Origin of the sequence: Anaerococcus provencensis, from assembly GCF_000312365.2 — a bacterium.
GTDB lineage: Bacteria > Bacillota > Clostridia > Tissierellales > Peptoniphilaceae > Anaerococcus > Anaerococcus provencensis.
Map to the genome: position 1 here is coordinate 21,776 of NZ_HG003686.1, position 24,103 is coordinate 45,878.

Here is a 24,103-nt window from a genome sequence, read left to right on the forward strand (position 1 = left end):
ATTACCCTCCTTTATATTTTAAAGAAAAAGAGGCCGCTAGGGCCTCTAAATTATAAAATTACTCAAGGATTATATGAGCTATTCTATCTTTATTTTTCTTACTTGCATGAAGTGTACCGTAGCCATAAGCTGCTGTTAGTACTAAACCAATGATTAGTGCAACAGGATAGTTTACTCCAAATCCTACCTTTGGATCGTATAGGATAAATGATGATACTATAAATGTATAGAATAGGCCTGGTATAAATACTATTAAGTAATTTTTGCCCTTGTTCATCAAGTAGCTTGTTGCAGCTGCTAGAGCGAATATAGCAACTAGTTGGTTCATGAAACCGAAATATCTCCAAATCATGTTAAAGCCGTTAGCGTCTGATTTTGCCCATACTAGTAGTAAAATTGCTGGTATGAATAGAAGAACAGAAAGTCCTAATCTCTTTCCTGCTGCTTTTTGATCTAAGTTAAGTTCTTCAGCAACGATTAATCTTAGGGATCTAAATGCTGTATCGCCAGTTGTTATAGGAAGTGCTATAACACCGATAACTGCGATTACACCACCAACTTTGCCCATGAAGTATCTAGAAACTTCACCTACCATTAATGTAGCTGGTGTATCAAGTGCTGTATTTTGTGAGAATAATACCATTGCACCTGCTGCCCAAATCATAGCTATGAAACCTTCACAAATCATTCCTGAGTAGAATACTTGTCTGTTTTCTCTTTCGCTGCCAATTGTTCTTGAGATAAGAGTTGATTGTGTAGCGTGGAAGCCGGAGAGTATACCACAGGCTACCGTTACAAAGAATGCAGGGATAAATTTTTGTCCTGTTGGGTGTTCATATAACAATCCGCTTTGATTTGGCATACTTAAGTGTTGAAGATTGCCATTCATAAACAAACCTATAAATATACCAACTGCTGATATAATAAGGAATGCGCCAAAGATAGGGTAGATTCTTCCTATTAATTGGTCAATAGGTAGCACTGTAGATAGTAGGTAATAAAGGAATATTATAGCATAGATAATAAACACTTTATTAGAAGCTGGGTCGATATGTAAGATATCGTTTGCAATTAAGTCGCCAGGTGTGTATACAAATACAGCTCCTACTAGAAGTAAAAGAACTCCCATTACAACGTTATAAATTTTACGGATATTATTTCCTATGTACTTTCCAATTACTCTTGGCATTTGTGCTCCACCATTTCTCATTGAAATAGTGCCCATTACGAAGTCGTGAGTAGCTCCTGCAAGCACGCAACCGATTGGAATAGCTAAAAATGCAATTGGTCCAAATAAAATACCTTGGATAGGTCCTAAGATTGGGCCGGTTCCAGCGATATTTAATAAGTTAACAAGCCAGTTTTTCCATCTTGGCATTACAACAAAATCGATACCATCAGCTTTTTTTACTGCTGGTGTTGGATTATCACCAATTTCAAGTTGTTTTTCAACATAACCTGAATATAGGTAACCGCCTCCAAATAGTATAATAAGTCCTACAAAAAATAATAGCATATAAACCTCCTTAGTCTCTATTATTTTCACCTTAATTATAAATCCTTTTATAAAAAAAGCAATAGGAAAATGTTTTTATAGTTTGCTTGAAATATTTCTTTTTAATGATAATAAAAATTGAATAAATGAATGAAAAGAGTATAGTTATTTTTAGTAAAAGGGTGGGAGGATTTCCGCTCTTTTGTATTGTATGGAGCAAAGGATGGATAATAAGATGGATTTAATAACAACACTTAAACAAACCTTTGAAGAAGATATTGAAAATCTGGGATATGAACTGGTAGAAATTGACTTTAGATCTACTAAAGAAGGCAGAATGCTTACCTTTTATATCTACAATGAAGATGGAATAACAGTAGACGATTGTGAGAAAGTTAGTAATTTCTTGGACGAAAAGCTTGATGAGCTTGACCTAATAAAGGGTCAGTATTATCTTGAGGTTTCAAGCCAAGACTTATCTAGACCTTTGAAAACTGACAGAGATCTGATTAGAAATTACCAGGAACTTTTGAAAGTCAAGCTAAAAACAGGAGACTTCTTCCTTGGATATATTGAAGAATTAAATGAAGATGACCTTGTTTTTAGAGTGGAAAGAGACAAAAAAGAAGAGAAAGTTTCAGTAAATAGAGAGGATATAAAAAAAATCAATATAGAGATTGTATTTTAAGGGGAAATTATGAATGAAGAATTTATGCTAGCCTTAGATGAGCTAGAAAAGGATAAAAATATTGATAAGGATGTTATCCTTGAAGCACTTGAAAAAGCTTTGATTAAAAGCTACCAAAAAAACTACGACAATGCTGAAAATGTTGACGTTGTAGTTGATAAAGAAACTGGAAATATCGAAGTTTTTGCACTTAGAACTGTAGTCGATGAAGTAAATGACAATGTCAACGAAATATCATTAAAAGAAGCAAATGAAATTGACAAAGAACTTGGCATTGGCGATATTGCAAGGATAAAAATCGCACCAAAAAATTTTGGCCGCGTTGCAGCTCAAACTGCTAGAAATATTGTAATCCAAAAAATCAGAGATGCCCAAAGGGATTCTGTTTACGGAGAATATTTGGACCGCGAAAATGAAATGATAACTGGAACTATCCAAAGAGAAGATAAGTACAATGTATATATTAATCTAGATAAAATCGAAGGAGTAGTTCCACTAAAAGAACAAGTGGCAAGTGAGAAATACATTCCTAACGAAAGAATGAAATTCCTTATTAAGGATGTAAAAAGTTCATCAAAAGAACCACAAATCATCTTATCTAGAGCAAGTGAGAATTTAGTAAAAAGACTTTTTGAACTAGAAGTTCCAGAGATAAATGATGGAACTATAGAGATATATTCTATAGCCCGTGAAGCTGGTTCTAGAACCAAAATTGCAGTTTTCTCTAATGATGATGCAATTGATGCGGTTGGAGCTTGTATAGGTTACAAGGGAGTTAGGGTAAATTCTATAGTTGATGAACTTCAAAACGAAAAAATTGACATTATTAACTATGATAAGGATATAAAAGTATTCATATCAAATGCTTTATCACCAGCTGATATAGTTGATGTTTTAATAAATGAGAAGAAGAAGCAATCACTAGTTGTAGTAAATGACTACCAACTATCCCTTGCCATTGGTAAAGAAGGTCAAAACGCAAGACTTGCAGCAAGACTTACAAGCTGGAAGATAGATATCAAGTCAAAAGAAGATTTCGATACAATGAGCCAAGAAGATATAGACCAGATACTTGGTCTAGTAGATGACGAAGAAGAGTCTAGCGAAAGTAAGGAAGAAGCATTAGCTGATGAAAATTTAGAAGAAGCTAGCGAAGAAAGCCTTGCTAATCTTGATGATGATCAAATTGAAGAACCATCAGATGAAGATCATGAATTAATTGATCAAGAAGATTTGTCAGAGGATGAAAAATAAAATGGCAAAAGCAAAGAAGATTCCCCAAAGGAAATGTATAGTTTGTGGTAATCTTTATGATAAAAACGACTTGCTTAGGATTGTAAATAACAAAGACCTAGGCGTTGTGATAGATGAAACTGGAAAACTTAACGGTCGTGGGGCATACATTTGTAAAAACGAAGCCTGCCTTAAGGACGTTAGGAAGAACAATAAGCTTAATCGAGTATTCAAACAAAAAATTGATGACAAACTTTATGAGGAGTTAGAAGCTTATGAATTAAAATGAGGTGTTATAAATGGCTGATAAAATGAGAGTATATGAACTAGCAAAGAAACACAATATGCCAGCAAAAGAAATGGTTGAATTTCTAAATGATGAATTTGGTCTAGCAATCAAATCCCACATGTCAAATGTAAGTGGAGATGACCTAATTCTTATAAATGAGTATTTTGAAGAAGATAAAAAAGAAAAAACAGACAAAAAAAATAATACAAAAAAGAATAATCAAAAGAAAGTAGAAGAGAATTCTTTAGATAAAAAACCAAATATGAGTAAACATAGCCAAATAAGAAATAATGATATAGATGATTTATACGATGACGAAAATGTAGCGAAAAAAGAGAAATTTTCTAAATCAAATAAAAATAAAAGTCAAAAGAAATCTGACCAAGCTAAAAGCTACAACAACGAAGATTTTGTAGCAAATAAAACTAAGAAGAACAGAAAGAAAAAGAATAAAAAGTCAAAAGGACCTAAGGCAAATAACCAAGCTGCAAATAACAAAGAAGAAGCAAATTCAAAGATAGAAATCCCAGAAGTTATTAATGTTGGAGCATTTGCAGAAAAAATCGGAGAAAACCCTAATGTGGTTATAGGCAAACTTATCCAACTTGGAGTTATGGCAGGCCTAAATGATCCAATAGAATTTGATCAAGCTGAACTTATTGCTATAGATTTTGGCAAGGAAATCACTCTTGAACAAGAATATTCTGCTATAGAAGAGCAATCTCTAGACTTAGACTATGAAGACAATGACGAAGATCTAATCACACGTGCTCCAGTAGTTTCAGTAATGGGACACGTTGACCATGGTAAGACTTCTATCCTAGATTCAATCAGAGATACACATGTAACCCGTGGAGAAGCAGGTGGTATAACCCAACACATAGGTGCATACTCTGTTGACCTTGATGGTAGAATGATTACCTTCCTAGATACCCCAGGACACGAAGCCTTCACAGAAATGAGAATGAGAGGGGCACAATCAACTGATATTGCAATCCTTGTAGTTGCAGCAGATGACGGTGTAATGCCACAAACCGTTGAAGCTATCAACCACGCTAAGGCTGCTGATATTCCAATAGTAGTAGCTGTAAATAAGGTTGATAAAGAAACAGCTGATCCAAACAGAGTAAAACAAGAGCTAATGCAATACGGTCTAGTTGCCGAAGATTGGGGTGGAGATACCATCACAGTAGATGTTTCTGCAAAAACAGGACAAAACATTGACGAATTACTTGAAATGGTACTACTTGTTGCAGAAATGAAAGAACTAAAGGCAAATCCAAATAGAGCTGCAGTTGGTCTAATCATCGAAGCCCAACTTGACAAGGCAAGAGGTCCAGTAGCAACTGTTCTAGTGCAAAAGGGAACCCTTCACGAAGGGGATAATGTCCTAACTGGTTCTGCATCTGGTAGAATCCGTGCAATGTTTAACTCCAAGGGAGAAGCTATTAAAGAAGCTGGTCCATCTATTCCAGTACAAATCCTTGGTTTATCAGACGTAGCAGAAGCTGGTGATAAGCTATTTGCTGTAGAAGATGAAAAGACAGCCAGAGCCTATGCCGAAAAAGCAGAAGAACAAAAAAGAGAAGAAAGACTTATGGCCAAGGGTGCTAGTCTTGAAGACCTATCAGGCGAAGCATCAGAAGGCGAGCTAAAAGACTTAAATATCATTGTAAAAACAGATGTTAGAGGAACTGTAGATGCAGTTAGCCAATCATTAATCAAGCTATCAAATGAAGAAGTAAAAGTTTCAGTTGTAGCTGGTGCAGTTGGTGGTATTACTGAATCTGACGTACTACTAGCTCAAGCATCAAATGCTATTATCATAGGATTTAACGTTCGTCCAACTCAAGGAGCAATGGAAAGAGCAAAAGATAATAACATAGAAATCAGAACATATAGCGTAATCTATGAAGCTATAGAAGATGTAGAGAAAGCTATAAAAGGTATGCTTGACCCAGAATTTGTAGAAGAAGTTCTAGGCCGTGCAGAAGTACGTGATACCTTTAGAGTGCCATCAGTTGGTACAATCGCTGGTGTAATGGTCACAAATGGCTCTATACCAAGATCTGCAAAAATCAGACTACTACGCGATAACATAGTAATCTTTGATGGTGATATCACTTCTATGAAGAGATTTAAAGACGATGCCAAAGAACTTGCTTCAGGCTATGAGGGCGGTATCGGACTAAACAGATTTAACGACATCAAAGTTGGCGATGAAATGGAAGCTTACCAAATAGTCGAAAAAGAGAGAGAATAGAATGAAAAAAATAAGAACAGAAAGAATAGGTGCAGAAGTCCAAAAGGAATTGTCAAAAATCATCAGAGATGACTTAAACGATCCTAGACTAGCTGACACCGCTGCTGTTTCTGTGATAGAAGTTAGGGTAACCAACGACCTATCCTTTGCTGATTGCTACATCTCTGTTCTAGGAGATACTAGCAAAAAAGATGATGTTATAGATGCTCTTAACCAAGCCAAAGGATATATCAAAGTCCTAATAGGTGATAGAATGCGCCTTAGATCTATGCCAGAATTTAGGTTCAAACTTGATGAATCTATAGAATATGGTGCATACATGGATAAGCTCATCAAAGAAACAATAGAAAAAGATGAAAGGTCTCATATAGAAGATGAAAATTAGCAAAGAAAAATTAGACCAATTAAAAAGCTTTATAGATGAGGCAGAAACTATTGCTATAGCTTCTCACGTAGACCCAGATGGAGATAATCTGGGATCTACCCTTGGCTTTGCAAGGGCCCTTAGAAATTATGGCAAAGATGTCGATGTCATAGGCCATGATGAGATAGATGATTATTTGAAATTTTTGCCTGACTTAGAATATTATTCAAAAAATCACAGAGATTCTTATGATCTATTTTTCGTCCTTGATGCGTCTGAGATGGAAAGAATTGGAACAGCACTACCAATAGCTCGAAATTCTAAAAAAACAGCAGTAGTTGATCACCATGTAGGTGGTGGAATCCAAACTGACCTAAATATCATAGTTGATGATTCACCTGCTACCTGTGAGCTAATTTATGAAATCATAGATAGACTTAACCTTCCTCTAGATAAGATTACAGCAAGTTTATTATTTACAGGTATTGTCACAGATACTGGTAGATTTTTGTACACAAATGTAACAGAAAACACCTTTGTGACTGCTGGAAAACTTTCCACAGCTGGTGCTAACATGGAATATATTTACAGAAATTTATACCAATCCAAGCCAATCAAAGTAATGCAATTTGAAAATGAAATGATTGCAAATGCTGAATTTATTGGCAATAAAGTTTTTGCTGTAGCATCTAAGGCTCTTGTTGAAAAACACGGAGTACAAATTGGCGATGCAGAAAATGTTGTAAACCAACTAAGAGATCTTGATGGTGTTGATGTTTCTATGATTATCAAAGAATACGGCCCAAATGAATTCAAGGCATCACTTAGATCAAAGGATGTTGATGTATCAAAAATAGCTCGTGAAAACGGTGGTGGAGGCCATATAAGAGCTAGTGGATTTACAATCTTTGCAGATGACCTAGATCAAGCAAGAGCTAAAGCCTTAAAGATTTTAGAAAGTATAAATGATTAGCGGAATATTAAATGTAAACAAAGAAGTCGGCATATCTTCTAACAAATGTGTAGGCCTTGTTAAAAAAGCCTTAAACATAAAAAAAGTTGGACATACTGGCACCCTAGATCTAGAAGCAGGAGGAGTTTTACCAATTGTAATAGGCAAGGCAACTAGGGTTTCTGATTTTCTTATGGATGAGAAAAAGGAATACATCACAGAGGCTATATTTGGCTCTCGCACCGATACCCTAGATTGGTCAGGCCAAGTAGTGGAAGAATCTGATAAGACTTTTACAAAAGATGAGCTTATAAGTGAGATGGAAAACTTCAAGGGTCAAATCACCCAAATCCCACCTATGTATTCAGCCATTAAGATTAATGGAAGTAAGATGTATGACTTGGCTAGAAAGGGTATAGAAGTTGAAAGAAAGACTCGAAATGTCACAATTTATGATTTTAAGCTCCTGGACTTTGACTTTCCAAAAGCTACTTTTGAAATCACTTGTTCAAAAGGAACCTATATTAGGACCCTTATAGACGACTTGGGAGAAGCTTTGGGATCTTTTGCCTATGTAAATAAGCTCACTAGGTCAAAGGTTGGAGATTTTGTCATAGAAGAAGCCATAAGTTCAGCGGATTTGCTGGAAATGGATAAAGATCAAATATTAAAGCATATCAAGCCAGTTGACTATGCCCTTAAAGATTACAAAGAGATAAGGCTTGATAAATCTTACTTTAAACAAGCGACAAATGGCATGACTATGAGACTTGATGCTTTATACTCTGATGATTTGCTAAGAGTTTATATAGAAGATCAATTCATAGGACTAGGAAAAAATTTTAAAAATGAAGACCTATATTTCCTAAAAATGGAGAAAGTATTTTATGAGAAATAATATAAAAGTAGTAGACCTTGACCAAGGACTTACTGATGTAGAAGCTAAGGTAGTCTCCCTTGGCAACTTCGATGGAGTCCATATTGGCCATCAAAAACTAATGCAAACAAATATTGACCTGGCAAAATCTATGAATCTAGTTCCTTCGGTTTTGCTTTTTAAGGAAAATAGCAAGAAAACTCTAACTAAGGAATCCCTATATCTTACAAGTATAGATGATAAGATTGAGATGCTTGCAGATATGGGTATAGAAGATTTTTGTATATTAGAATTTAACGACAAATTTAAATCACTTTCCCCATTAGAATTTATTAGAGATATCTTATATAAAAAGCTAAACACAAAAGCAGTGGTTGTTGGTGGAGACTACAAATTTGGCAAAAATGCTTCTGGCAATGTGGATGTGCTCAAAAAATATGAAGAAGAGTTTTCTTACAAGACCAAAGTAGTTGATTTTATCTATGATGGTGATGAAAAAGTATCTTCTGGAACAATAAGAGAACTTATAAAAGAATCTGACATTGCAAAGGCCAATGAGTATTTGGGTAGACCTTATCAAATAAGAGGAACTGTTACTCACGGCTACAAAAGAGGCAGAACATTAAACTTCCCAACTGCAAACCTAAAGCTAAATTACGACTATGTAATACCAGCAGACGGTGTATATTTAACACGCGTTAATGTCAAAGGTAAAGCTCATTTTGCCCTAACCAACATTGGCAAAAACCCAACTTTTGAAAACATGGATAGGAAAATCGAAACTTATATACTCGATTTCTCAGATGAAATATATGATGAATTGATTTCTTTAGAATTTTTGGAGTTTTTCAGAGGAGACTACAAATTTAATAGTGCTGAAGAGCTTATAGAGCAGATGGAAACTGACAAAAAAATGGCCTACGATACTATAAAAAATAAGTATTTGTAATCTTTACAAATGCTTTTTTTATTGGTATAATAGCTAAAGTACCTAGGCTCAGTGATTGAAACCTCGACTTTTACCGGGCTTAAGGCAAATATAATAACGGAGGAAATTATGTTAACATTAGAAAAGAAACAAGAACTAATCAAAGAATACCAATTAGAAGAAGGAGACACAGGTTCTCCAGAAGTACAAATAGCTATTTTAAGCTACAGAATTAAAGATTTAACAGAGCACCTTAAGGCTAATCCAAAAGACCACTCATCAAGAAGAGGACTTTTCAAAATGATTAGACGTAGAAGAGGTTTACTAAACTACTTAAGAGATAGAGATATTGATAGATACAGATCAATTATCGAAAGAGTAGGAATCAGAGGTTAATTATTGGCGGGGTTATACCCGCCTTATTTTTTAGGGAGAAATTATGGAGAAAAATTACAAGTATAGTTCAAATCACGGCTTTGATCTAGATGTGACAATAGGAAAATTTGCGGAACAAGCCAACGGAGAATGTTACATAAAAAGTGGGGATACATCCCTTTTAGTAACAGCAGTAGCAAGCGAAAAACCAAGAGAGGGCATAGACTTTTTTCCTCTAATTTGTGACTTCCAAGAAAAGCTATATGCTGTAGGGAAAATACCAGGTGGGTTCTTAAAAAGAGAAGGTAAGGCAAGTGATGAAGCAACCCTTATTAGCCGCCAAATGGATAGACCATTAAGACCACTTTTCCCTGAAAACTACTATAACGACGTTCAAGTCATTGCAACAGTATTTTCTATGGATGAAGATAACAAGCCAGATTGCCTATCTACTATAGGTGCAAGCATTGCCCTTGGCATATCTGACATACCATTTAATGGGCCTGTAGCAGCAGTATCTGTAGGCTATGTGGATGGAGAATATATCATCAATCCAAACGAAGAACAAAGAGAAAAATCACTGCTTGAGCTTACAGTTGCAGGTAGCAAAGATGCTATAAATATGGTGGAAGCTGGAGCAAACGAGCTTACTGAAGATAAAATGCTTGAAGCTATGCTTATAGCTCATGAAGAGATTGGCCATATTTGTGACTTTATCCAAACAATAATTGATGAAATAGGCAAAGAGAAAAATATGGTGGAAGTAATAGTTCCATCTGAGCTAGAAGAAAAAATAATAGCAGAGTATTCTGAAGCTATCAAAGGCTCTATCAGAACAACTGATAAAATGGAACGTGGTGAAGCTATCTTTAATATAGAAGAAGCTGCCAAAGAAAAATTCCTAGAAGACTATCCAGAAAGCGAAGATGAAATCCACAGAGTCATCGATGACATCATGAAAAAAGAAGTTCGTCGTATGATTTCTATTGATAAGATCAGACCAGATGGACGTCAAATGAAAGAAATCAGACCACTTTCAGCAGAAGTTGGTACACTACCTAGAGTTCACGGATCAGGTTTATTTAAGAGAGGTCAAACACAAGTATTATCTGTAGTAACCCTTGGTTCACCAGCAGATGTACAAATCATAGATGGCCTAAACCGCAAAGAAATCCAAAAGCGCTACATGCACCAATACAACTTCCCACCATTTTCAGTAGGGGATATCAAACCACTTAGGGCTCCTGGCCGTCGTGAAATTGGACACGGTCGTTTGGCAGAGCGTGCACTTATTCCAGTTTTACCAGAATTAAGTGAGTTCCCATATACAATTAGAGTTGTTTCTGAAGTATTATCTTCAAATGGTTCAAGTTCTCAAGCATCAATCTGTGGTTCAACCCTATCACTAATGGATGCAGGTGTTCCAATCAAAAAACCAGTAGCAGGTATAGCTATGGGTCTTATCAAAGAAGAAGATTCTATTTCAATCCTTACAGATATCCAAGGCCTAGAAGACCACTTAGGAGATATGGACTTTAAGGTTGCTGGAACTCGTGATGGTATCACAGCTTTACAAATGGATATGAAAATATCAGGAATCACAAGAGAAGTCCTAGAAGAATCTCTAGCAAATGCCAAAGAAGCAAGGATGCAAATCCTTGACCTAATAGAATCAACAATCGAAAATCCACGTGAAGACATATCTGACTATGCACCAAGACTATTTACCATAGACATAGACCCAGAAAAAGTTCGTGATGTAATTGGTTCTGGTGGAAAGACAATCAACAAAATCATCGATGAAACTGGAGTAACTATAGAAACAGAGGATGATGGACACATTACAGTTGCATCTGTTGATGGTGAAAGTGGTAAACGTGCCATAGAAATGATCAAATCTATTGTAACAGATCCAAAAGCTGGAGATGTTTACACTGGCAAAGTTACAAGGATAATGAACTTTGGTGCCTTTGTAGAAATTGCTATTGGCAAAGAAGGCCTACTTCACATATCTCAAATAGACCACAAACGTGTTGGCAAGGTCGAAGATGTTCTAAGTGTTGGAGATGAAGTAAAGGTAGAAGTTACAGAAATCGACAAACAGGGTAGAATTAATCTTTCAAGAAAAGCTCTTCTTCCAAAACCAGAAAGAGATGAAAGGGAAGAAAGACAAGAAAGAAAAGAGAGACCAAGGAAACAAGAAGCTTGGCCAGCAGATGAAGATCCAAGAGATCACAATAATTAAAAAAATAATCAGTTTTAAGCTATGAGCTTAGGCCGATTTTTTAATTGTAAAATATTGGTTAATATAAAGTAAAATTTATGTAAATTTATAAAAATTATAAAATTTTTGGTATAATCTTTCTAGGAGGATCCTATGGACAATATTATTGAAGTTAGAGGCTTGGTCAAGTCCTATAAAAAACTAAAAGCAGTCGACAATCTAGACTTAGATGTCAAAAAGGGAGAAATCTTAGGCTTGCTGGGTCCAAATGGCTCGGGTAAGTCTACAACGATAAATTGTATGCTTGCCTTACTTTCTAAGGACAGTGGGTCTATTAAGATTTATGGCAAAGAAATGACCCCGGAATCATATGAGATAAAGGCAAAAATTGGGGTAGTTTTTCAAGATGTAGGAGTTTATGATGAACTTAGCGTCTATGAAAATATTGATTATTTTTGTGGCCTATACATAAAAGATAAGAGCAAGAGAAAGGCCCTAGTCAAAGAAGCGTGTGACCTGGTTGGTCTCAATGACTTCTTGAAATTTAAACCAAAAGAGCTTTCTGGTGGACTTTTACGAAGACTAAACATTGCCTGTGGTATAGCCCACAAGCCAGAAATCATTATTTTTGATGAACCGACAGTTGCTGTCGATCCTCAATCTAGAAATAACATCTTGGAGGGGATCAAAAAACTAAATCAAGATGGAGCTACAATAATATACACTTCTCACTATATGGATGAAGTAGAAGAGCTCTGTGATTACATAGTAATTATTGATAGGGGAAAGGTCATAGCCAAGGGTACAAAAGAAAGTCTCAAAGATTTGATAGATATCAATGAGAAAGTATCATTTGCAAGTGATAAGCTAAGTGATGATAATTTGGAGAAAATAAAGGCAATGGATCATCTTATAGATATAGAATACAGGGATGGTTACTATCATTTAAACTTTGCTCACGGTAAAAATAACCTCATAAATTTGATTGATTTCTTTAATCAAAACTCTTTAGAATACGATGATTTGACTAGCCAATCTCCAAGCCTTAACGATGTATTTTTGTCTCTTACAGGCAAAGAATTGAGGGACTAGGATGTTTGCTCATGAATTTAAAAAGACTCTTAAGGTCTTTATGCGACAAAAAGTAATGATTTTTTGGGCCTTAATCTTTCCTCTGGTTTTGGGAGTGTTTTTTAAACTTGCTCTAGGCAATGTTAAGGATTCCAATAATTTTGAAGCAATTAAAGTTGGGGTAAATGAAAACCTGCTTGATGATGAGTATTTTAAAAACTTTACTGATCAGATGAAAGAGGAAGACTTACTTGATCCAATAGCATCTAAAGATGACAAAATTTTAAATCAAGATGACATAAGTGCATATATAGAAAAAAAAGATCAGGTCCTTTTAAAGAAAAATGGGGTTAGAGAAAGCATTCTTGTAAACATACTAAAGTATTATTCCATGAATGAAAATATGGTAAGAACTATTATGGAGAAAAATCCCGACACTGATATTTCAAATATTTTTGTCGATAAGACTCATATAGAAAGTGATATACCAAATAAGGATATGGATCCTACTATGGTGTTCTTCTATGCACTAATTGGTTTTCAAATCATATATGGTTATTCCTGGGGGCTTTCTATAATCTACCAATATGAAGCAAATTTGACCACTATAGCAAAGAGAAATGCCATATCACCACTTAATAAAAGAATAAGTCTTTTGGCATCTATGAGTGTAGGTTTTTTGTTAAACTTTTTAATTGCCCTATTTACAATGCTAATTTTTAATAAAGTGTTGGGCGTGGATTTTTCTAATAGAATTCCCCAATTGTTGCTGATAGTAGCCATAGGATCGGTCACAGGAGTAAGCCTTGGTATGGTAATCGGAGCAAGCAACAAGGCTGACATTGAGACAAAGCTTGGCCTAGGCATAGGTATATCTCTGTTATTATCTTTTCTGGCTGGAATGATGGTTTCTAACATAAAAATCATCATAGCTGAGAAAGCACCTTTGATAAATAAAATCAATCCAGTGGCTTTAATCAGTGATGGCATATATTCCTTGTACTATTACCAAAGCTTAGATAGGTACTACAATAACCTTATTTGCCTAGTGGGAGTTACCCTAGGACTAATCTTATTAACTTTTATATTTACTAGAGGTAAGCAATATGATAGTCTTTAAAAATTACTTTAAAATATTAAAAAGTCACAAGAAATCATTGATGCTTTACACAATTATATTTTTAGTTTTGATGTTTATATTTGCTGGAACCGGTGATCCAGTTGATAAATTTACAACAACTAAATTACCTATTTATGTAAAAGATGAGTCAAATACTGAAATATCTAAGGCTGTAGTTGATTTTATAGACAAAAATCACATTCTTGTTGATGTGGATGAAAACATGCTCGATGACAAATTATTTTACGAAGAGATAGTCTGTGCCATAGATATACCAAAGGATTTTGAAAAAAATCGAATGTTAAAATTCAAAGAAGTTTACAATGACTCATTCACTCTATTTGCAAAAAATGATTTAAATTCTTACTTAAATCAAATAGAAGCTTTTGAAAATGCTGGATTTACCACAAGTGAGGCTATAGAAAATACAAAGGAAAATTTTGCTAAAGAAATTGATGTTAAGGTCAATTCCATCAGCAAAAACTACAAAAAAGATAGCCCATATTATTTTCAAATGATGGCGTATGTTATTATGAGCCAGATAATTCTCGTAGTAGGAACTATCAATCTAACTTACAATAAGGAGATGACAAAAAAGAGAAATCTCATCTCGCCAATGAAAAAATCTAGCCAAGACCTACAGCTAATCTTGGGCCATATTGTATCAGGCCTTGGAATTTGGCTAGTCTATGTTATTGTATACTGCCTATATTTTAAAGATTTTTCGTTTTCAAGGCAAGTTATCCAAATGATGGCAAATGCACTTTTATTTACAGCAACTATAGTTTGCTTTGCGGTCCTTGTATCAAAACTTGCAAAAAAAGAAAACACCATAACTGGGGTAATGAACGTATTTTCCTTGGGATCATCATTTCTTACAGGAATATTTGTTCCCCAAGAACTTTTGGGAGACTTTGCTATCAAAATAGGCAAAATATTCCCTGCCTTTTATTACGTTTCAAATATAAAAGACATCATGAGCAAAGCTGATTATTCCTTTATAAATAAGAATAGCCTTATATTAATTGGTTTTTGCCTAGGATTTATAATACTTACGATTTTAGCTAAGCCAAAGTTAGAAAAATAAGAAGGGGCTGTTGCAAAATAGATAAATCGTTCCTATATCATTCGAGCACCCTCCCAGAAAGTTTGGCCTCCCTAAGCCGGCGGGCTAAACCTCAAACTTTATGGGAGTGCACTCCAATGATGGAACGATAGATATCTATCAATTTGCAACAGCCCCTTTCTATTTAAGTCCTCGAGGTTTCTTTTTTTGCTCATTTCAGATATAATTTATAGGGAGGTAGATTATGGCTAATAGTAAAAATCAAAATAGAATAAGAAAGACATCTACTAGAAAGCCTCCTAAAAATTCTAAGAATAAAAAACGCACTCGGTCATTTGATTTTAATATTTTTTCATTGATAATGATGGCCCTTAGTGCATTCTTGTTTATATTTATCCTATCAAGTAACACAGGAAAGCTCGGCAATGCCATAACTAATTGGTTTACAATAAGTTTTGGCAAGATTTCAATACTAATGCCTGTGATAATTTTTATAAGCTTTCTTTTTGCCTATAGGGACAAGTACAAAGAAAATATAGGGAAATTCCTGCTCTTGTACCTGGTATTTCTGCTAACACTTGGATTTTTGTCAAAGGACTTAGTAAGATATGATCTTTCATGGACTATTGATTATAACAAGGCCCATGCAAGTCTTGGTGGAGGAATACTTGGCGGATACATAGCATATTACTTGGTAAGTTTTATTGGAACTTTGGGCTTAAACATCTTATATATTATCTCGGTATTTTTATTTTTGGTAGGGATTAGTCCCCTAACTTACAGAGAGTTTTTTGTAAGATTTAGGAATTTAATAGTCTTTGTTGCAAATAAAATAAGTTCATTTGTAAAAGCTCAAAATGAAAAAATCAAAGAATCTAGAAGAGAAGATGAAGAAATTAGTGTCGATGTTTTACCAAATGATAGCAAAGTCTATGAGAATCCTATAGAAGATATAGTTCAAAGAAAAGATAAAGAAGACTTTGACCAAGCTTTTGACCAAGAGACAGTAGTAAAGAGGGCTCCTATCAAAGCTTATGATTTCGACAAGGATGAAGAAGTCGAAGTAAGAAGCTACAAATCAAAACAAATTGAGATGAAAGACTTGGATGAAGGCATCAAAAAAGAATTTGATAATTACAATTATCCGACCATAGACTTATTAGAAGATAGGACAAATGCAGGATCTATAGATGAAAAAGAGATCAAAAATAAGGCTCTTGCTATAGAGGAAACCCTTGAAAGCTTTGGCATAGGTTCAAAGGTAGTCCAAATTGATGTTGGGCCTACTGTAACTTGTTATGAGCTAAAACCACAAAGGGGAGTAAAGGTAAGCAAGATACTAAACCTATCTGATGACTTGGCCCTATCCCTTGCAACAAGTGGAATTAGGATTTTGGCGCCAATTCCAGGCAAAAGCCATGTAGGTATTGAAGTGCCAAACAAGAGCAAAGAAATAGTAGGGTTTAAGGAGATTATATCGACATCTAATTTCCAAAATGCCAAATCAAAGATTCCCTTTGCCATGGGCAAGTCAATTTCAGGAGATCCAATAGTATCAGGCATAGAAAAAATGCCCCATCTTTTAGTTTCAGGAGCTACAGGATCTGGTAAGTCTGTTTGTATTAATACCATTATTATGAGCATTCTTTACAAGCATTCGCCAGATGAAGTCAAACTCTTGATGATTGACCCAAAGGTTGTGGAACTTTCTGTGTATAATGGAATTCCACATCTTATAATGCCAGTTATCACAGATCCTAAAAAGGCAAGTTCGTCGCTTTTTTGGGCAATATCTGAGATGGAAAAAAGATACAAGGCCTTCCAAAAGTACCATGTCAGAGATATAGAGGGCTACAAAGAGGCAGCTAAAACAGATGAATCCATGGAAAATCTTCCATATATTGTTGTAATCATAGACGAGTTGGCCGACCTTATGATGACTGCGGCTAGTGAAGTAGAAGATTATATTATGCGCCTTGCACAAAAATCTCGTGCTTGCGGTATCCACTTGGTCATTGCAACTCAAAGACCAACAGTAGATGTCATCACAGGAACTATAAAGGCAAATATTCCATCAAGAATTTCCTTTGCTGTAACTAGTCAAACCGATTCAAGGACTATTCTTGATTCAGCTGGTGCGGAGAAACTCCTTGGTAAGGGAGATATGCTATTTGCATCAAGTGATTCTATGAGACCACTTAGGATTCAAGGAGCCTTTGTATCAGACAAAGAAGTACTAAATGTAGTTGAACACATCAAAAAAGAAAGCCAAGCAAGCTATGATGAAAAAGCCATAGAAACTGTGGAAGAAAAATCAAAGGTAGCAGAAATTGGCGATGAAGATGAACTTTTAGATGAGGCTACAAGAATCATAATAGAAGAAAACACAGCATCAGTTTCACTCTTGCAAAGAAAACTTAGGATAGGTTATGCAAGGGCTGGCAGGATTATAGACCAGCTAGAAACAAAGGGTATAGTAGGCCCCTATGAGGGTAGCAAACCACGTAAAGTCTTGGTAGATAAATCTTATTTTGAAGGAGAGTAGGATGAATATAGCAAATAAGGTCACAACATTAAGATTGATATTAATACCAGTATTCGTAGCCTTTTATTATTTCATGGGCAGAGATAACAATATTGCAGCAATTATATTTATAATAGCTTCTCTTACAGATGCCCTAGATGGTCACTTGGCAAGAAGTCGCAATCTTATCACAAACTTTGGTAAATTTGTAGATCCACTTGTAGATAAGGTACTCACTATGGCAGCTTTCATAGTTCTAGTAGAAGGTCAAATAATACCTTCTTGGGCAGTTATCATAATTATTGCTCGTGAACTAATAATCACAGGCTTTAGGACTCTTGCTGCAGACCAAGGTATAACAATAGCTGCTAGTATGTGGGGCAAGGCAAAGACAACCAGCCAAATGGTAGCTTTAGTGTGTCTATTGCTAGATGTTGAAGTCTTAAACAATATTGGAATCTATATATTTTATATAGCCGTTGCACTAACAGTGATTTCTGGTGTAGATTATATAGTTAAAAATAAACAAGTTCTTGATTTAGAAAATATTTAGGAGATAAAAATGGATGCAAACAAACAAAAGGCCTTAGACCAAGCCTTTAAAAATATAGAAAAAAAATATGGCAAAGGCTCTATAATGAAGATGGGAGAAGCACCAAGAGTGTCTGTTTCTGCCATTCCAACAGGAGCAATAAACCTTGATATAGCTCTAGGTATAGGTGGTATACCAAGAGGTAGGGTTATAGAAATTTATGGACCAGAATCTTCTGGTAAGACAACCCTAGCCCTCCATATGATTGCCGAAGACCAAAAACAAGGCAATATGTGTGCTTTTATAGACGCAGAGCATGCTATGGATGCAGACTACGCTAGAAACTTAGGAGTAGACATAGATAATCTTATCCTTTCTCAACCAGATACTGGAGAGCAAGGCTTAGATATAGCAGAATCCCTAGTTCGTTCTGGTGCAGTAGATCTTATAGTAATAGATTCTGTAGCAGCCCTAGTTCCTAGAGCAGAAATCGAAGGTGAAATGGGTGATAGCCACGTAGGCCTACAGGCAAGACTTATGAGTCAAGCCCTAAGAAGGCTAACTGGTGTTATTGCAAAATCAAACACAACAGTAGTATTTATAAACCAACTACGTGAAAAAGTTGGAGTAATGTTTGGATCACCTGAGACGACAACAGGTGGCCGCGCCCTCAAATTCTACTCATCAGTAAGACTTGATATCAGAAGAATAAAGACAATAACCGAAGGAGACAATTCAATTGGATCTCGTACAAGAGTAAAGGTAGTAAAAAACAAGGTAGCTCCACCATTTAAAGTAGTCGAGTTTGATATAATGTATGGAACAGGTATATCAAAATCTGGTGTAATCCTAGATACAGCTGTAGAAATGGACATAGTTGACAAGGCTGGTTCATGGTTTTCTTATGATGGTGAGAAACTAGGCCAAGGTAGGGAAAATGTAAAAACTTACCTAGAAGAAAACCAAGATATAATGAACGAAATCGAAGGAAAAATCAGAGCAACCCTTGCACCAGAACTAAAAGAAAATATGAATGAAAATGGGGAAGACACACAAGAAAGTCTGGATTTGGAATAGTTTTATAAGAATAAATGGGGCTGTTGCAAAATAGATAAATCGTTCCTATATCATTCGAGCACCCTCCCAGAAAGTTTAGCCTCCCTAAGTCGGCGGGCTAAACCTCAAACTTTCTGAGAGTGCACTCCAATGATGGAACGATAGATATCTATCAATTTGCAACAGCCCCTTTCTTATAAAAAACTAAGTTGGTTGGAATTTCTATCTAAAAGTTTTGATATTGAGATTCCAATTAGTCTAATGTATTCATTTTTGTAAGAGTCTTTGAGTAAGTCAGATGCTGCAAGATATATGTCATCTTTTTTGTAGACTGGTTCTTGAAGGGTTATGGCCCTTGTTATAGTTTTGAAGTTAGCATTTTTTAGCTTTAAATTGACAGTTTTGCCCTGCAAGTCTTTACTAGCCAAATCACTTTCTATTTTTTCTGAAATTTCTAATAAATAGTCATTTAATGTATTTATATCATTAGTGTTATTTGCAAAAGTTCGCTCACGACCCAAAGACTTTCTTTGCCTAGTAGGATTAATTTCCCTATCATCTATTCCACGAATCACATTGTAAACATATGTCCCATGCTTTCCAAAGAGCCCTATTAGAAACTCTTGGTCCAATTTCATCAAATCTCTGATAGTGTAAATGCCAATTTTTCTAAGTTTTTCTACTCCATGACTACCTAGACCGTGGACTTTTTTTATATCAAGATCTAATAGGATATCTGGCAGGTCATCTTTTGATATTTCCTTAATCCCATGAGGTTTGTTCCAATCGCTGGCAAGTTTTGCCAAAAATTTATTATAAGAAATACCTATAGAAACGTTGATTTGAGTTTTGTCAAAGACGTCGTTTTGTATAGTTTCAGCTAGCTTATAAGGATTATTGGAAGAAATTTGTAAATATGCCTCATCAATAGAAACTTGCTCAAAGCTTATTGCGTAATCTCTAATAATATCAAAGACTTCTTTTGATTTCTTCCTATAATAAGGATGGTCAACCTTAAGCAATATGAGATCTGGACAAAGCTCTTTTGCCATAAAAACAGGCATTGCAGAGTGGATGCCATATTTTCTAGCCTTGTAATTGGCCGTAGTTATTATTGACTTGTTGGAGAGACCTCCTACTGCAAGAGGGAAGTTTTTTAGTCTTGGATTCCTAAGTTCCTCACAAGAAGCATAAAAGGCATCACAATCTATATGTAAAATATTGTTCATACTATCACCACTGCTATTATACGACATATATCTTGGGTATAAATACAAGGAATAAGGGAAAGGACTTTTTTGATATGGATAAGATTAAAGATGAATACTTAGAAAAACTAAATAGAGGAGAAAAAATTGTGATACCCCTCCATGAAGAAAGGGTTATTGTCAGAAAAGAAAAAAGGGTTGTAGAAGAAATAATAATAAGACGTGAAAAATATATAGAGATGGAAACTATTCGCGTACCTGTTAGAAAGGAAGTCATTTCCATAGACGAAAGCAAAATAAATTACGAAGATTAATAAAATATTTTGCTAAAAAATGATTATTTATATGTTTAGGAGCTTTTAGCTCGGGTATATAAGAAATAGAAGATGGCAACCATGAATGCTTACATTAAAAGGAGATTATAATGGCAAATTTTGAAACATTCAGAAGCGAAGAAGAACTATTAGCAAGAATCGACCAACTTAGAGCACAAGGCTTTAAAGACAGCGAACTAGAAGTTATTTCTGCAAACGAAATCAAAAACAATGACACTCTCAGATACTACGGTATCTCAGATAGAGCAAGAAAAGAAGAATTAGATCCAGAATATAATGGAGTTTATGCTTATTATACAGGAGAAGATTTAGATCCAGCATACTTTGGTGATTTCGGCTTTGACAGTACAGTCTCTGATGAAGCAATTGGAGCAGTTGAAAATGGTAACTACGTACTAGCTATAGAAAGAGAAGGATACCTAGAAAATCCTGAATATATCGATGCTGCTTTTGAAAATAGAAAAGACTATATAGACAAAGATATTCTTGAAAGAGAAGACCTTTCTAAAGATGAAAAAATCCAACTTCACGAAGAAAGACTAAGAGTAAATAAAGAAAGAGTTCAATCTGGTGAAATCGGACTTAAAAAACACGTTGTAACTGAAACTCAAGAGATTGAAGTTCCAGTTGAAAAAGAAAGAGTAACAATTGAACGTCACGCAGTAGATGGCGAAAAAGTTGCTGATGGATATAACTTCGATTCAACAGATGAAGAAATCAGAATTCCAATCCATGAAGAAAGAGTAACAGTTGATAAAGAAGCTTATATAAGCGAAGAAGTAGAAATCAACAGAGAAAATGTAACAGAAAATCAAACAGTTTCTGAAGAAGTTAGAAAAGAAAAACTTGACGTAGTTGAATCAGGTGATGTTAAAGAAGTTGATTCAGATAAAGACGGTCTATTATAAAAAATTGTAAAGTGTTAGCCCAGGTTATCCTGGGCTTTTTAAGTGGATAAAATTAGTAAATCAAGTAAAATTTACTTATGAGAATAGATAAATTTTTAAAGAATTCAAGAATAATAAAAAGACGCCAAGTAGCAAAAGAAGCTTGTGAAAATGGCAGAGTAAGTATAAATGGCAATATTGCAAAAGCTGGTTCTGTTGTAAATGAGGGTGATGAGATAGAAATCGTATTTGGCAAGAGCAATCTAAAAGTTCGCGTCAAGGACATCATAGACGGAGCCAAAAAAGCTGATGCTAATGAAATGTATGAGGTAATAGATGGCTAAAAAAAAGTCTTATGCAAAAAAAAGAAAGGCTAAAAATACTAGATTTTTTGCTATGATACTTATCTTGACACTGCTTTTTGCTGGCTTTATCTACTACACAAATTCCAAGATGGATGCTGAGCTTAGAGAACTTGATCAAGAGATGACTTCAAACAAAAAGAAGATGCAAGAATTAGACGAAGAAATCACTAGCCTGGAAGAAGACTATGACATAAGAAACACAGATAAATTTAAGGAAAAGATAGCCAAAGAAAGGCTAGGCATGGTCAAAAAAGAATCTGATGAAAATGCTAGTGATGAGAATCCTCAGAATGTAGAAAATAACGAAGAGAATAATGACGATTCTAACTAGATTTAAAGATAATATAATTTCCCACAATCTTATAGATTATGGCGATACCATAATAGTTGGAGCAAGCGGAGGGCCGGATAGTCAGTTTTTAATTTACTTATTAAATCAAATAAAAGAAGAATATAAGATTAATATAGTCCTTGCTCATCTCAATCACCTACATAGAAAAGAAGCTATTAATGATGAAAATCTAGTAATAGAAACAGGCAAAAAGCTTAAGCTTGATGTGAGAGTTAAGAGAGCCAGCATGGATGATTTTGCAAAGGAGAAGAAAATCTCAGCTGAAGATGCAGGCAGAAGACTTAGGTATGAATTTTTTAGGGATATTGCTAGAGAATTTGACCACGGGAAAATTGCTGTTGCCCACAACAAGGACGATCAAGCAGAAACCATCCTTATGAGAATGATAAGAGGCACGGGACTAGATGGCTTAAGAGGTATGGATTTTAGATCAGAAGATATTATAAGGCCTATTTTAACTTTTGAAAAAAAGGAAATTTTAGCATATCTTAATGAGAATAATATTCCCTACGCCCTTGATCAAAGTAATTTTTCCAATGACTACACTAGAAATTATATAAGAAATGAAATAATTCCAAGAATGGAAGAAATTAATCCAAGGCTTAAGGATAGTATATTCTCACTTTCTGATTTAGTAAAAAATGATTTGGAAATTATAAATGACAATATGAAAAATCTTAGTGAGAATGTAATAAAAAGCACTTCAAATAATCAGCTTAGCTTGGATAAAGACAGATTTGAAAGCTTAACCTACCCTTATCAAGCAAGGATATTAAGATCTGCAATTGAGGATTTGAATGGGTCAACTAAGGATTTTAGCAAACAAAATATTGATGACTTTATAAATCTAACAAATCTTTCCAATGGCAAAAAAATCATCAAGGATGATTTGGAATTTTCAAAGTCTTACAAGTCATATGATCTAAAAAAGATAATATGTGAGCAACTATCTGATGAAAAAATATACTTATCTTTGGGAGAGAAAAAATATTTCAATGGCTATATTATATCAGCAGACCTTGTAGATAAGGCTAAAGACAAAGCTAAAACTATAGGATATTTTGACTATGATAAGCTGAGCTTTCCCCTAGAGATAAGAACTCGCAAGAATGGGGATAAGTTCAATCCTCTTGGTTTGGGTCATAGTAAGAAGTTAAAAGATTTTTTTATTGATGAAAAAGTTGATAAAATAGAAAGAGATAAGATTCCCCTTATCTTATCAGATGGCAAGATAATTTGGCTAGTTTCTCATAGATTAGCAGAAGATGCCAAAATAGATCAGAGGACAAAAAAAATAGTGAGAATAGAGGTTACTAATGATTAGCGATACAAATTTAATGATAGAAAAAGTTTTAATAGACGAAGATAGTATTAATATTCGCATTAAACAACTTGCAAAGACGATAAACGAATATTATGCAGACAGCCAAGGGCCTTTGATAATGGTGGGTATCCTAAAGGGATCTGTTATGTTTATGTCTGAACTTGCAAAGTATGTTAAAGTAGACACGGCTATGGAATTTATGGCGGTTTCTTCCTATGAGGGGACAACTTCAACTGGCAATGTCAAAATACTAAAAGATTTGGATACAGATATCAAGGATAAGAGTGTTCTTTTGGTTGAGGATATTATAGATACTGGCCATACCCTACTAAACTTAAAAAATAACCTATCAAAAAGAGATCCTAAGGATATCAAGATTGTGACTCTCCTAGACAAGCCAGAAAGACGAGTGGTAGATATCAAGGCTGACTGGTATGGATTTAAAATACCAAATGAATTTGTAGTTGGCTATGGTTTGGACTATAATCAATTAATGAGAAATATCCCATATATAGGTGTTCTAAAAAGATCTGTATATGAAAATGAGCAAGATTAGGGCTATCGGCCCTTTTTTA

General features: G+C 34.8%; 24 protein-coding genes. 22 read left to right on the plus strand and 2 right to left on the minus strand.

Features of this window, described 5'->3' with window-relative positions:
- Positions 1–58 precede the first annotated feature (58 nt).
- Positions 59–1,516 carry a carbon starvation CstA family protein gene (locus tag BN38_RS02710; RefSeq protein WP_044565441.1) on the minus strand — a complete coding sequence of 486 codons (1,458 nt, stop codon included), beginning with the start codon at positions 1,514–1,516 and terminating at the stop codon, positions 59–61.
- 214 nt (positions 1,517–1,730) lie between these two features.
- On the opposite strand from BN38_RS02710, the gene BN38_RS02715 reads away from it, so the two are divergent.
- The 16 genes from BN38_RS02715 to recA all read left to right on the plus strand — a co-directional run bounded on the left by BN38_RS02715 (position 1,731) and on the right by recA (position 19,078).
- Positions 1,731–2,183 carry a ribosome maturation factor RimP gene (locus BN38_RS02715; RefSeq protein WP_044566343.1) on the plus strand — a complete coding sequence of 151 codons (453 nt, stop codon included), beginning with the start codon at positions 1,731–1,733 and terminating at the stop codon, positions 2,181–2,183.
- 9 nt (positions 2,184–2,192) lie between these two features.
- A complete protein-coding gene (gene nusA / locus BN38_RS02720) occupies positions 2,193–3,437 on the plus strand; it encodes a transcription termination factor NusA (RefSeq protein ID WP_044565442.1) in 1,245 nt (414 codons plus the stop codon).
- A gap of 1 nt (position 3,438) precedes the next feature.
- Positions 3,439–3,705: an RNase P modulator RnpM gene (gene rnpM / locus BN38_RS02725; RefSeq protein ID WP_044566344.1), complete on the plus strand. Its 267-nt coding sequence runs from the start codon at positions 3,439–3,441 to the stop codon at positions 3,703–3,705.
- Between the two features lie 10 nt (positions 3,706–3,715).
- Complete coding sequence (gene infB / locus BN38_RS02730) at positions 3,716–5,968, plus strand: translation initiation factor IF-2 (RefSeq protein ID WP_044565443.1); 2,253 nt, start codon at positions 3,716–3,718, stop codon at positions 5,966–5,968.
- A gap of 1 nt (position 5,969) precedes the next feature.
- Positions 5,970–6,353 carry a 30S ribosome-binding factor RbfA gene (rbfA, locus tag BN38_RS02735; protein ID WP_044565444.1) on the plus strand — a complete coding sequence of 128 codons (384 nt, stop codon included), beginning with the start codon at positions 5,970–5,972 and terminating at the stop codon, positions 6,351–6,353.
- Entirely contained in the window at positions 6,343–7,305 is a 963-nt protein-coding gene (locus BN38_RS02740; protein ID WP_044565446.1) for a DHH family phosphoesterase, read from the plus strand. The genes rbfA and BN38_RS02740 overlap by 11 nt, the downstream gene beginning before the upstream one ends.
- The gene (truB, locus tag BN38_RS02745) at positions 7,298–8,182 is read left to right on the plus strand and encodes a tRNA pseudouridine(55) synthase TruB (protein ID WP_044565448.1); all 885 of its coding nucleotides are present in this window, start codon (positions 7,298–7,300) and stop codon (positions 8,180–8,182) included. The genes BN38_RS02740 and truB overlap by 8 nt, the downstream gene beginning before the upstream one ends.
- Positions 8,172–9,110, plus strand: a complete 939-nt coding sequence (locus tag BN38_RS02750; protein ID WP_044565449.1) for a bifunctional riboflavin kinase/FAD synthetase — start codon at positions 8,172–8,174, stop codon at positions 9,108–9,110. The genes truB and BN38_RS02750 overlap by 11 nt, the downstream gene beginning before the upstream one ends.
- Before the next feature lie 108 nt (positions 9,111–9,218).
- On the plus strand, positions 9,219–9,485 hold the full coding sequence (rpsO, locus tag BN38_RS02755; RefSeq protein WP_044565450.1) for a 30S ribosomal protein S15: 267 nt from the start codon (positions 9,219–9,221) through the stop codon (positions 9,483–9,485).
- A 43-nt stretch (positions 9,486–9,528) separates the two neighbouring features.
- Entirely contained in the window at positions 9,529–11,709 is a 2,181-nt protein-coding gene (gene pnp / locus BN38_RS02760; RefSeq protein ID WP_044565451.1) for a polyribonucleotide nucleotidyltransferase, read from the plus strand.
- Between the two features lie 132 nt (positions 11,710–11,841).
- On the plus strand, positions 11,842–12,780 hold the full coding sequence (locus BN38_RS02765; RefSeq protein ID WP_044565452.1) for an ABC transporter ATP-binding protein: 939 nt from the start codon (positions 11,842–11,844) through the stop codon (positions 12,778–12,780).
- A gap of 40 nt (positions 12,781–12,820) precedes the next feature.
- Positions 12,821–13,879, plus strand: a complete 1,059-nt coding sequence (locus BN38_RS02770; RefSeq protein ID WP_230197717.1) for an ABC transporter permease — start codon at positions 12,821–12,823, stop codon at positions 13,877–13,879.
- A complete protein-coding gene (locus BN38_RS02775) occupies positions 13,866–14,966 on the plus strand; it encodes an ABC transporter permease (RefSeq protein WP_044565455.1) in 1,101 nt (366 codons plus the stop codon). The genes BN38_RS02770 and BN38_RS02775 overlap by 14 nt, the downstream gene beginning before the upstream one ends.
- 223 nt (positions 14,967–15,189) lie before the next feature.
- Positions 15,190–17,490, plus strand: a complete 2,301-nt coding sequence (locus tag BN38_RS02780; protein ID WP_044565457.1) for a DNA translocase FtsK — start codon at positions 15,190–15,192, stop codon at positions 17,488–17,490.
- A gap of 1 nt (position 17,491) precedes the next feature.
- Positions 17,492–18,022 (plus strand): CDP-diacylglycerol--glycerol-3-phosphate 3-phosphatidyltransferase, encoded by a 531-nt coding sequence (gene pgsA, locus BN38_RS02785; RefSeq protein ID WP_044565458.1) that lies wholly within the window; start codon positions 17,492–17,494, stop codon positions 18,020–18,022.
- Positions 18,023–18,031: 9 nt separating this feature from the next.
- On the plus strand, positions 18,032–19,078 hold the full coding sequence (recA, locus tag BN38_RS02790) for a recombinase RecA (RefSeq protein ID WP_044565460.1): 1,047 nt from the start codon (positions 18,032–18,034) through the stop codon (positions 19,076–19,078).
- A 173-nt stretch (positions 19,079–19,251) separates the two neighbouring features.
- On the opposite strand, the gene BN38_RS02795 is transcribed toward recA, so the two are convergent.
- The gene (locus tag BN38_RS02795; protein ID WP_044565461.1) at positions 19,252–20,286 is read right to left on the minus strand and encodes a DNA polymerase IV; all 1,035 of its coding nucleotides are present in this window, start codon (positions 20,284–20,286) and stop codon (positions 19,252–19,254) included.
- A 74-nt stretch (positions 20,287–20,360) separates the two neighbouring features.
- On the opposite strand from BN38_RS02795, the gene BN38_RS02800 reads away from it, so the two are divergent.
- The 6 genes from BN38_RS02800 (at position 20,361) to hpt (ending at position 24,084) form a co-directional block, all read left to right on the plus strand.
- Positions 20,361–20,579 carry a DUF2382 domain-containing protein gene (locus BN38_RS02800; RefSeq protein WP_154649913.1) on the plus strand — a complete coding sequence of 73 codons (219 nt, stop codon included), beginning with the start codon at positions 20,361–20,363 and terminating at the stop codon, positions 20,577–20,579.
- Positions 20,580–20,689: 110 nt separating this feature from the next.
- Positions 20,690–21,508 carry a YsnF/AvaK domain-containing protein gene (locus tag BN38_RS10720; RefSeq protein ID WP_049944431.1) on the plus strand — a complete coding sequence of 273 codons (819 nt, stop codon included), beginning with the start codon at positions 20,690–20,692 and terminating at the stop codon, positions 21,506–21,508.
- A gap of 77 nt (positions 21,509–21,585) precedes the next feature.
- Positions 21,586–21,831: an RNA-binding S4 domain-containing protein gene (locus tag BN38_RS02810; RefSeq protein WP_044565464.1), complete on the plus strand. Its 246-nt coding sequence runs from the start codon at positions 21,586–21,588 to the stop codon at positions 21,829–21,831.
- A complete protein-coding gene (locus BN38_RS02815) occupies positions 21,824–22,183 on the plus strand; it encodes an FtsB family cell division protein (protein ID WP_049944432.1) in 360 nt (119 codons plus the stop codon). Before BN38_RS02810 ends, BN38_RS02815 begins: the two co-directional genes overlap by 8 nt.
- Entirely contained in the window at positions 22,167–23,528 is a 1,362-nt protein-coding gene (gene tilS, locus BN38_RS02820; RefSeq protein ID WP_044565465.1) for a tRNA lysidine(34) synthetase TilS, read from the plus strand. Before BN38_RS02815 ends, tilS begins: the two co-directional genes overlap by 17 nt.
- Positions 23,521–24,084, plus strand: a complete 564-nt coding sequence (gene hpt, locus BN38_RS02825; RefSeq protein ID WP_044565466.1) for a hypoxanthine phosphoribosyltransferase — start codon at positions 23,521–23,523, stop codon at positions 24,082–24,084. Before tilS ends, hpt begins: the two co-directional genes overlap by 8 nt.
- Positions 24,085–24,103: the final 19 nt, after the last annotated feature.

Bases quoted from the DNA above. Each gene is read 5' to 3' on its own strand.
- BN38_RS02710 (WP_044565441.1), bottom strand. From the start codon at position 1,516: ATGCTATTATTTTTTGTAGGACTTATTATACTATTTGGAGGCGGTTAC.
- BN38_RS02715 (WP_044566343.1), top strand. From the start codon at position 1,731: ATGGATTTAATAACAACACTTAAACAAACCTTTGAAGAAGATATTGAA.
- nusA (WP_044565442.1), top strand. From the start codon at position 2,193: ATGAATGAAGAATTTATGCTAGCCTTAGATGAGCTAGAAAAGGATAAA.
- rnpM (WP_044566344.1), top strand. From the start codon at position 3,439: ATGGCAAAAGCAAAGAAGATTCCCCAAAGGAAATGTATAGTTTGTGGT.
- infB (WP_044565443.1), top strand. From the start codon at position 3,716: ATGGCTGATAAAATGAGAGTATATGAACTAGCAAAGAAACACAATATG.
- rbfA (WP_044565444.1), top strand. From the start codon at position 5,970: ATGAAAAAAATAAGAACAGAAAGAATAGGTGCAGAAGTCCAAAAGGAA.
- BN38_RS02740 (WP_044565446.1), top strand. From the start codon at position 6,343: ATGAAAATTAGCAAAGAAAAATTAGACCAATTAAAAAGCTTTATAGAT.
- truB (WP_044565448.1), top strand. From the start codon at position 7,298: ATGATTAGCGGAATATTAAATGTAAACAAAGAAGTCGGCATATCTTCT.
- BN38_RS02750 (WP_044565449.1), top strand. From the start codon at position 8,172: ATGAGAAATAATATAAAAGTAGTAGACCTTGACCAAGGACTTACTGAT.
- rpsO (WP_044565450.1), top strand. From the start codon at position 9,219: ATGTTAACATTAGAAAAGAAACAAGAACTAATCAAAGAATACCAATTA.
- pnp (WP_044565451.1), top strand. From the start codon at position 9,529: ATGGAGAAAAATTACAAGTATAGTTCAAATCACGGCTTTGATCTAGAT.
- BN38_RS02765 (WP_044565452.1), top strand. From the start codon at position 11,842: ATGGACAATATTATTGAAGTTAGAGGCTTGGTCAAGTCCTATAAAAAA.
- BN38_RS02770 (WP_230197717.1), top strand. From the start codon at position 12,821: ATGCGACAAAAAGTAATGATTTTTTGGGCCTTAATCTTTCCTCTGGTT.
- BN38_RS02775 (WP_044565455.1), top strand. From the start codon at position 13,866: ATGATAGTCTTTAAAAATTACTTTAAAATATTAAAAAGTCACAAGAAA.
- BN38_RS02780 (WP_044565457.1), top strand. From the start codon at position 15,190: ATGGCTAATAGTAAAAATCAAAATAGAATAAGAAAGACATCTACTAGA.
- pgsA (WP_044565458.1), top strand. From the start codon at position 17,492: ATGAATATAGCAAATAAGGTCACAACATTAAGATTGATATTAATACCA.
- recA (WP_044565460.1), top strand. From the start codon at position 18,032: ATGGATGCAAACAAACAAAAGGCCTTAGACCAAGCCTTTAAAAATATA.
- BN38_RS02795 (WP_044565461.1), bottom strand. From the start codon at position 20,286: ATGAACAATATTTTACATATAGATTGTGATGCCTTTTATGCTTCTTGT.
- BN38_RS02800 (WP_154649913.1), top strand. From the start codon at position 20,361: ATGGATAAGATTAAAGATGAATACTTAGAAAAACTAAATAGAGGAGAA.
- BN38_RS10720 (WP_049944431.1), top strand. From the start codon at position 20,690: ATGGCAAATTTTGAAACATTCAGAAGCGAAGAAGAACTATTAGCAAGA.
- BN38_RS02810 (WP_044565464.1), top strand. From the start codon at position 21,586: ATGAGAATAGATAAATTTTTAAAGAATTCAAGAATAATAAAAAGACGC.
- BN38_RS02815 (WP_049944432.1), top strand. From the start codon at position 21,824: ATGGCTAAAAAAAAGTCTTATGCAAAAAAAAGAAAGGCTAAAAATACT.
- tilS (WP_044565465.1), top strand. From the start codon at position 22,167: ATGACGATTCTAACTAGATTTAAAGATAATATAATTTCCCACAATCTT.
- hpt (WP_044565466.1), top strand. From the start codon at position 23,521: ATGATTAGCGATACAAATTTAATGATAGAAAAAGTTTTAATAGACGAA.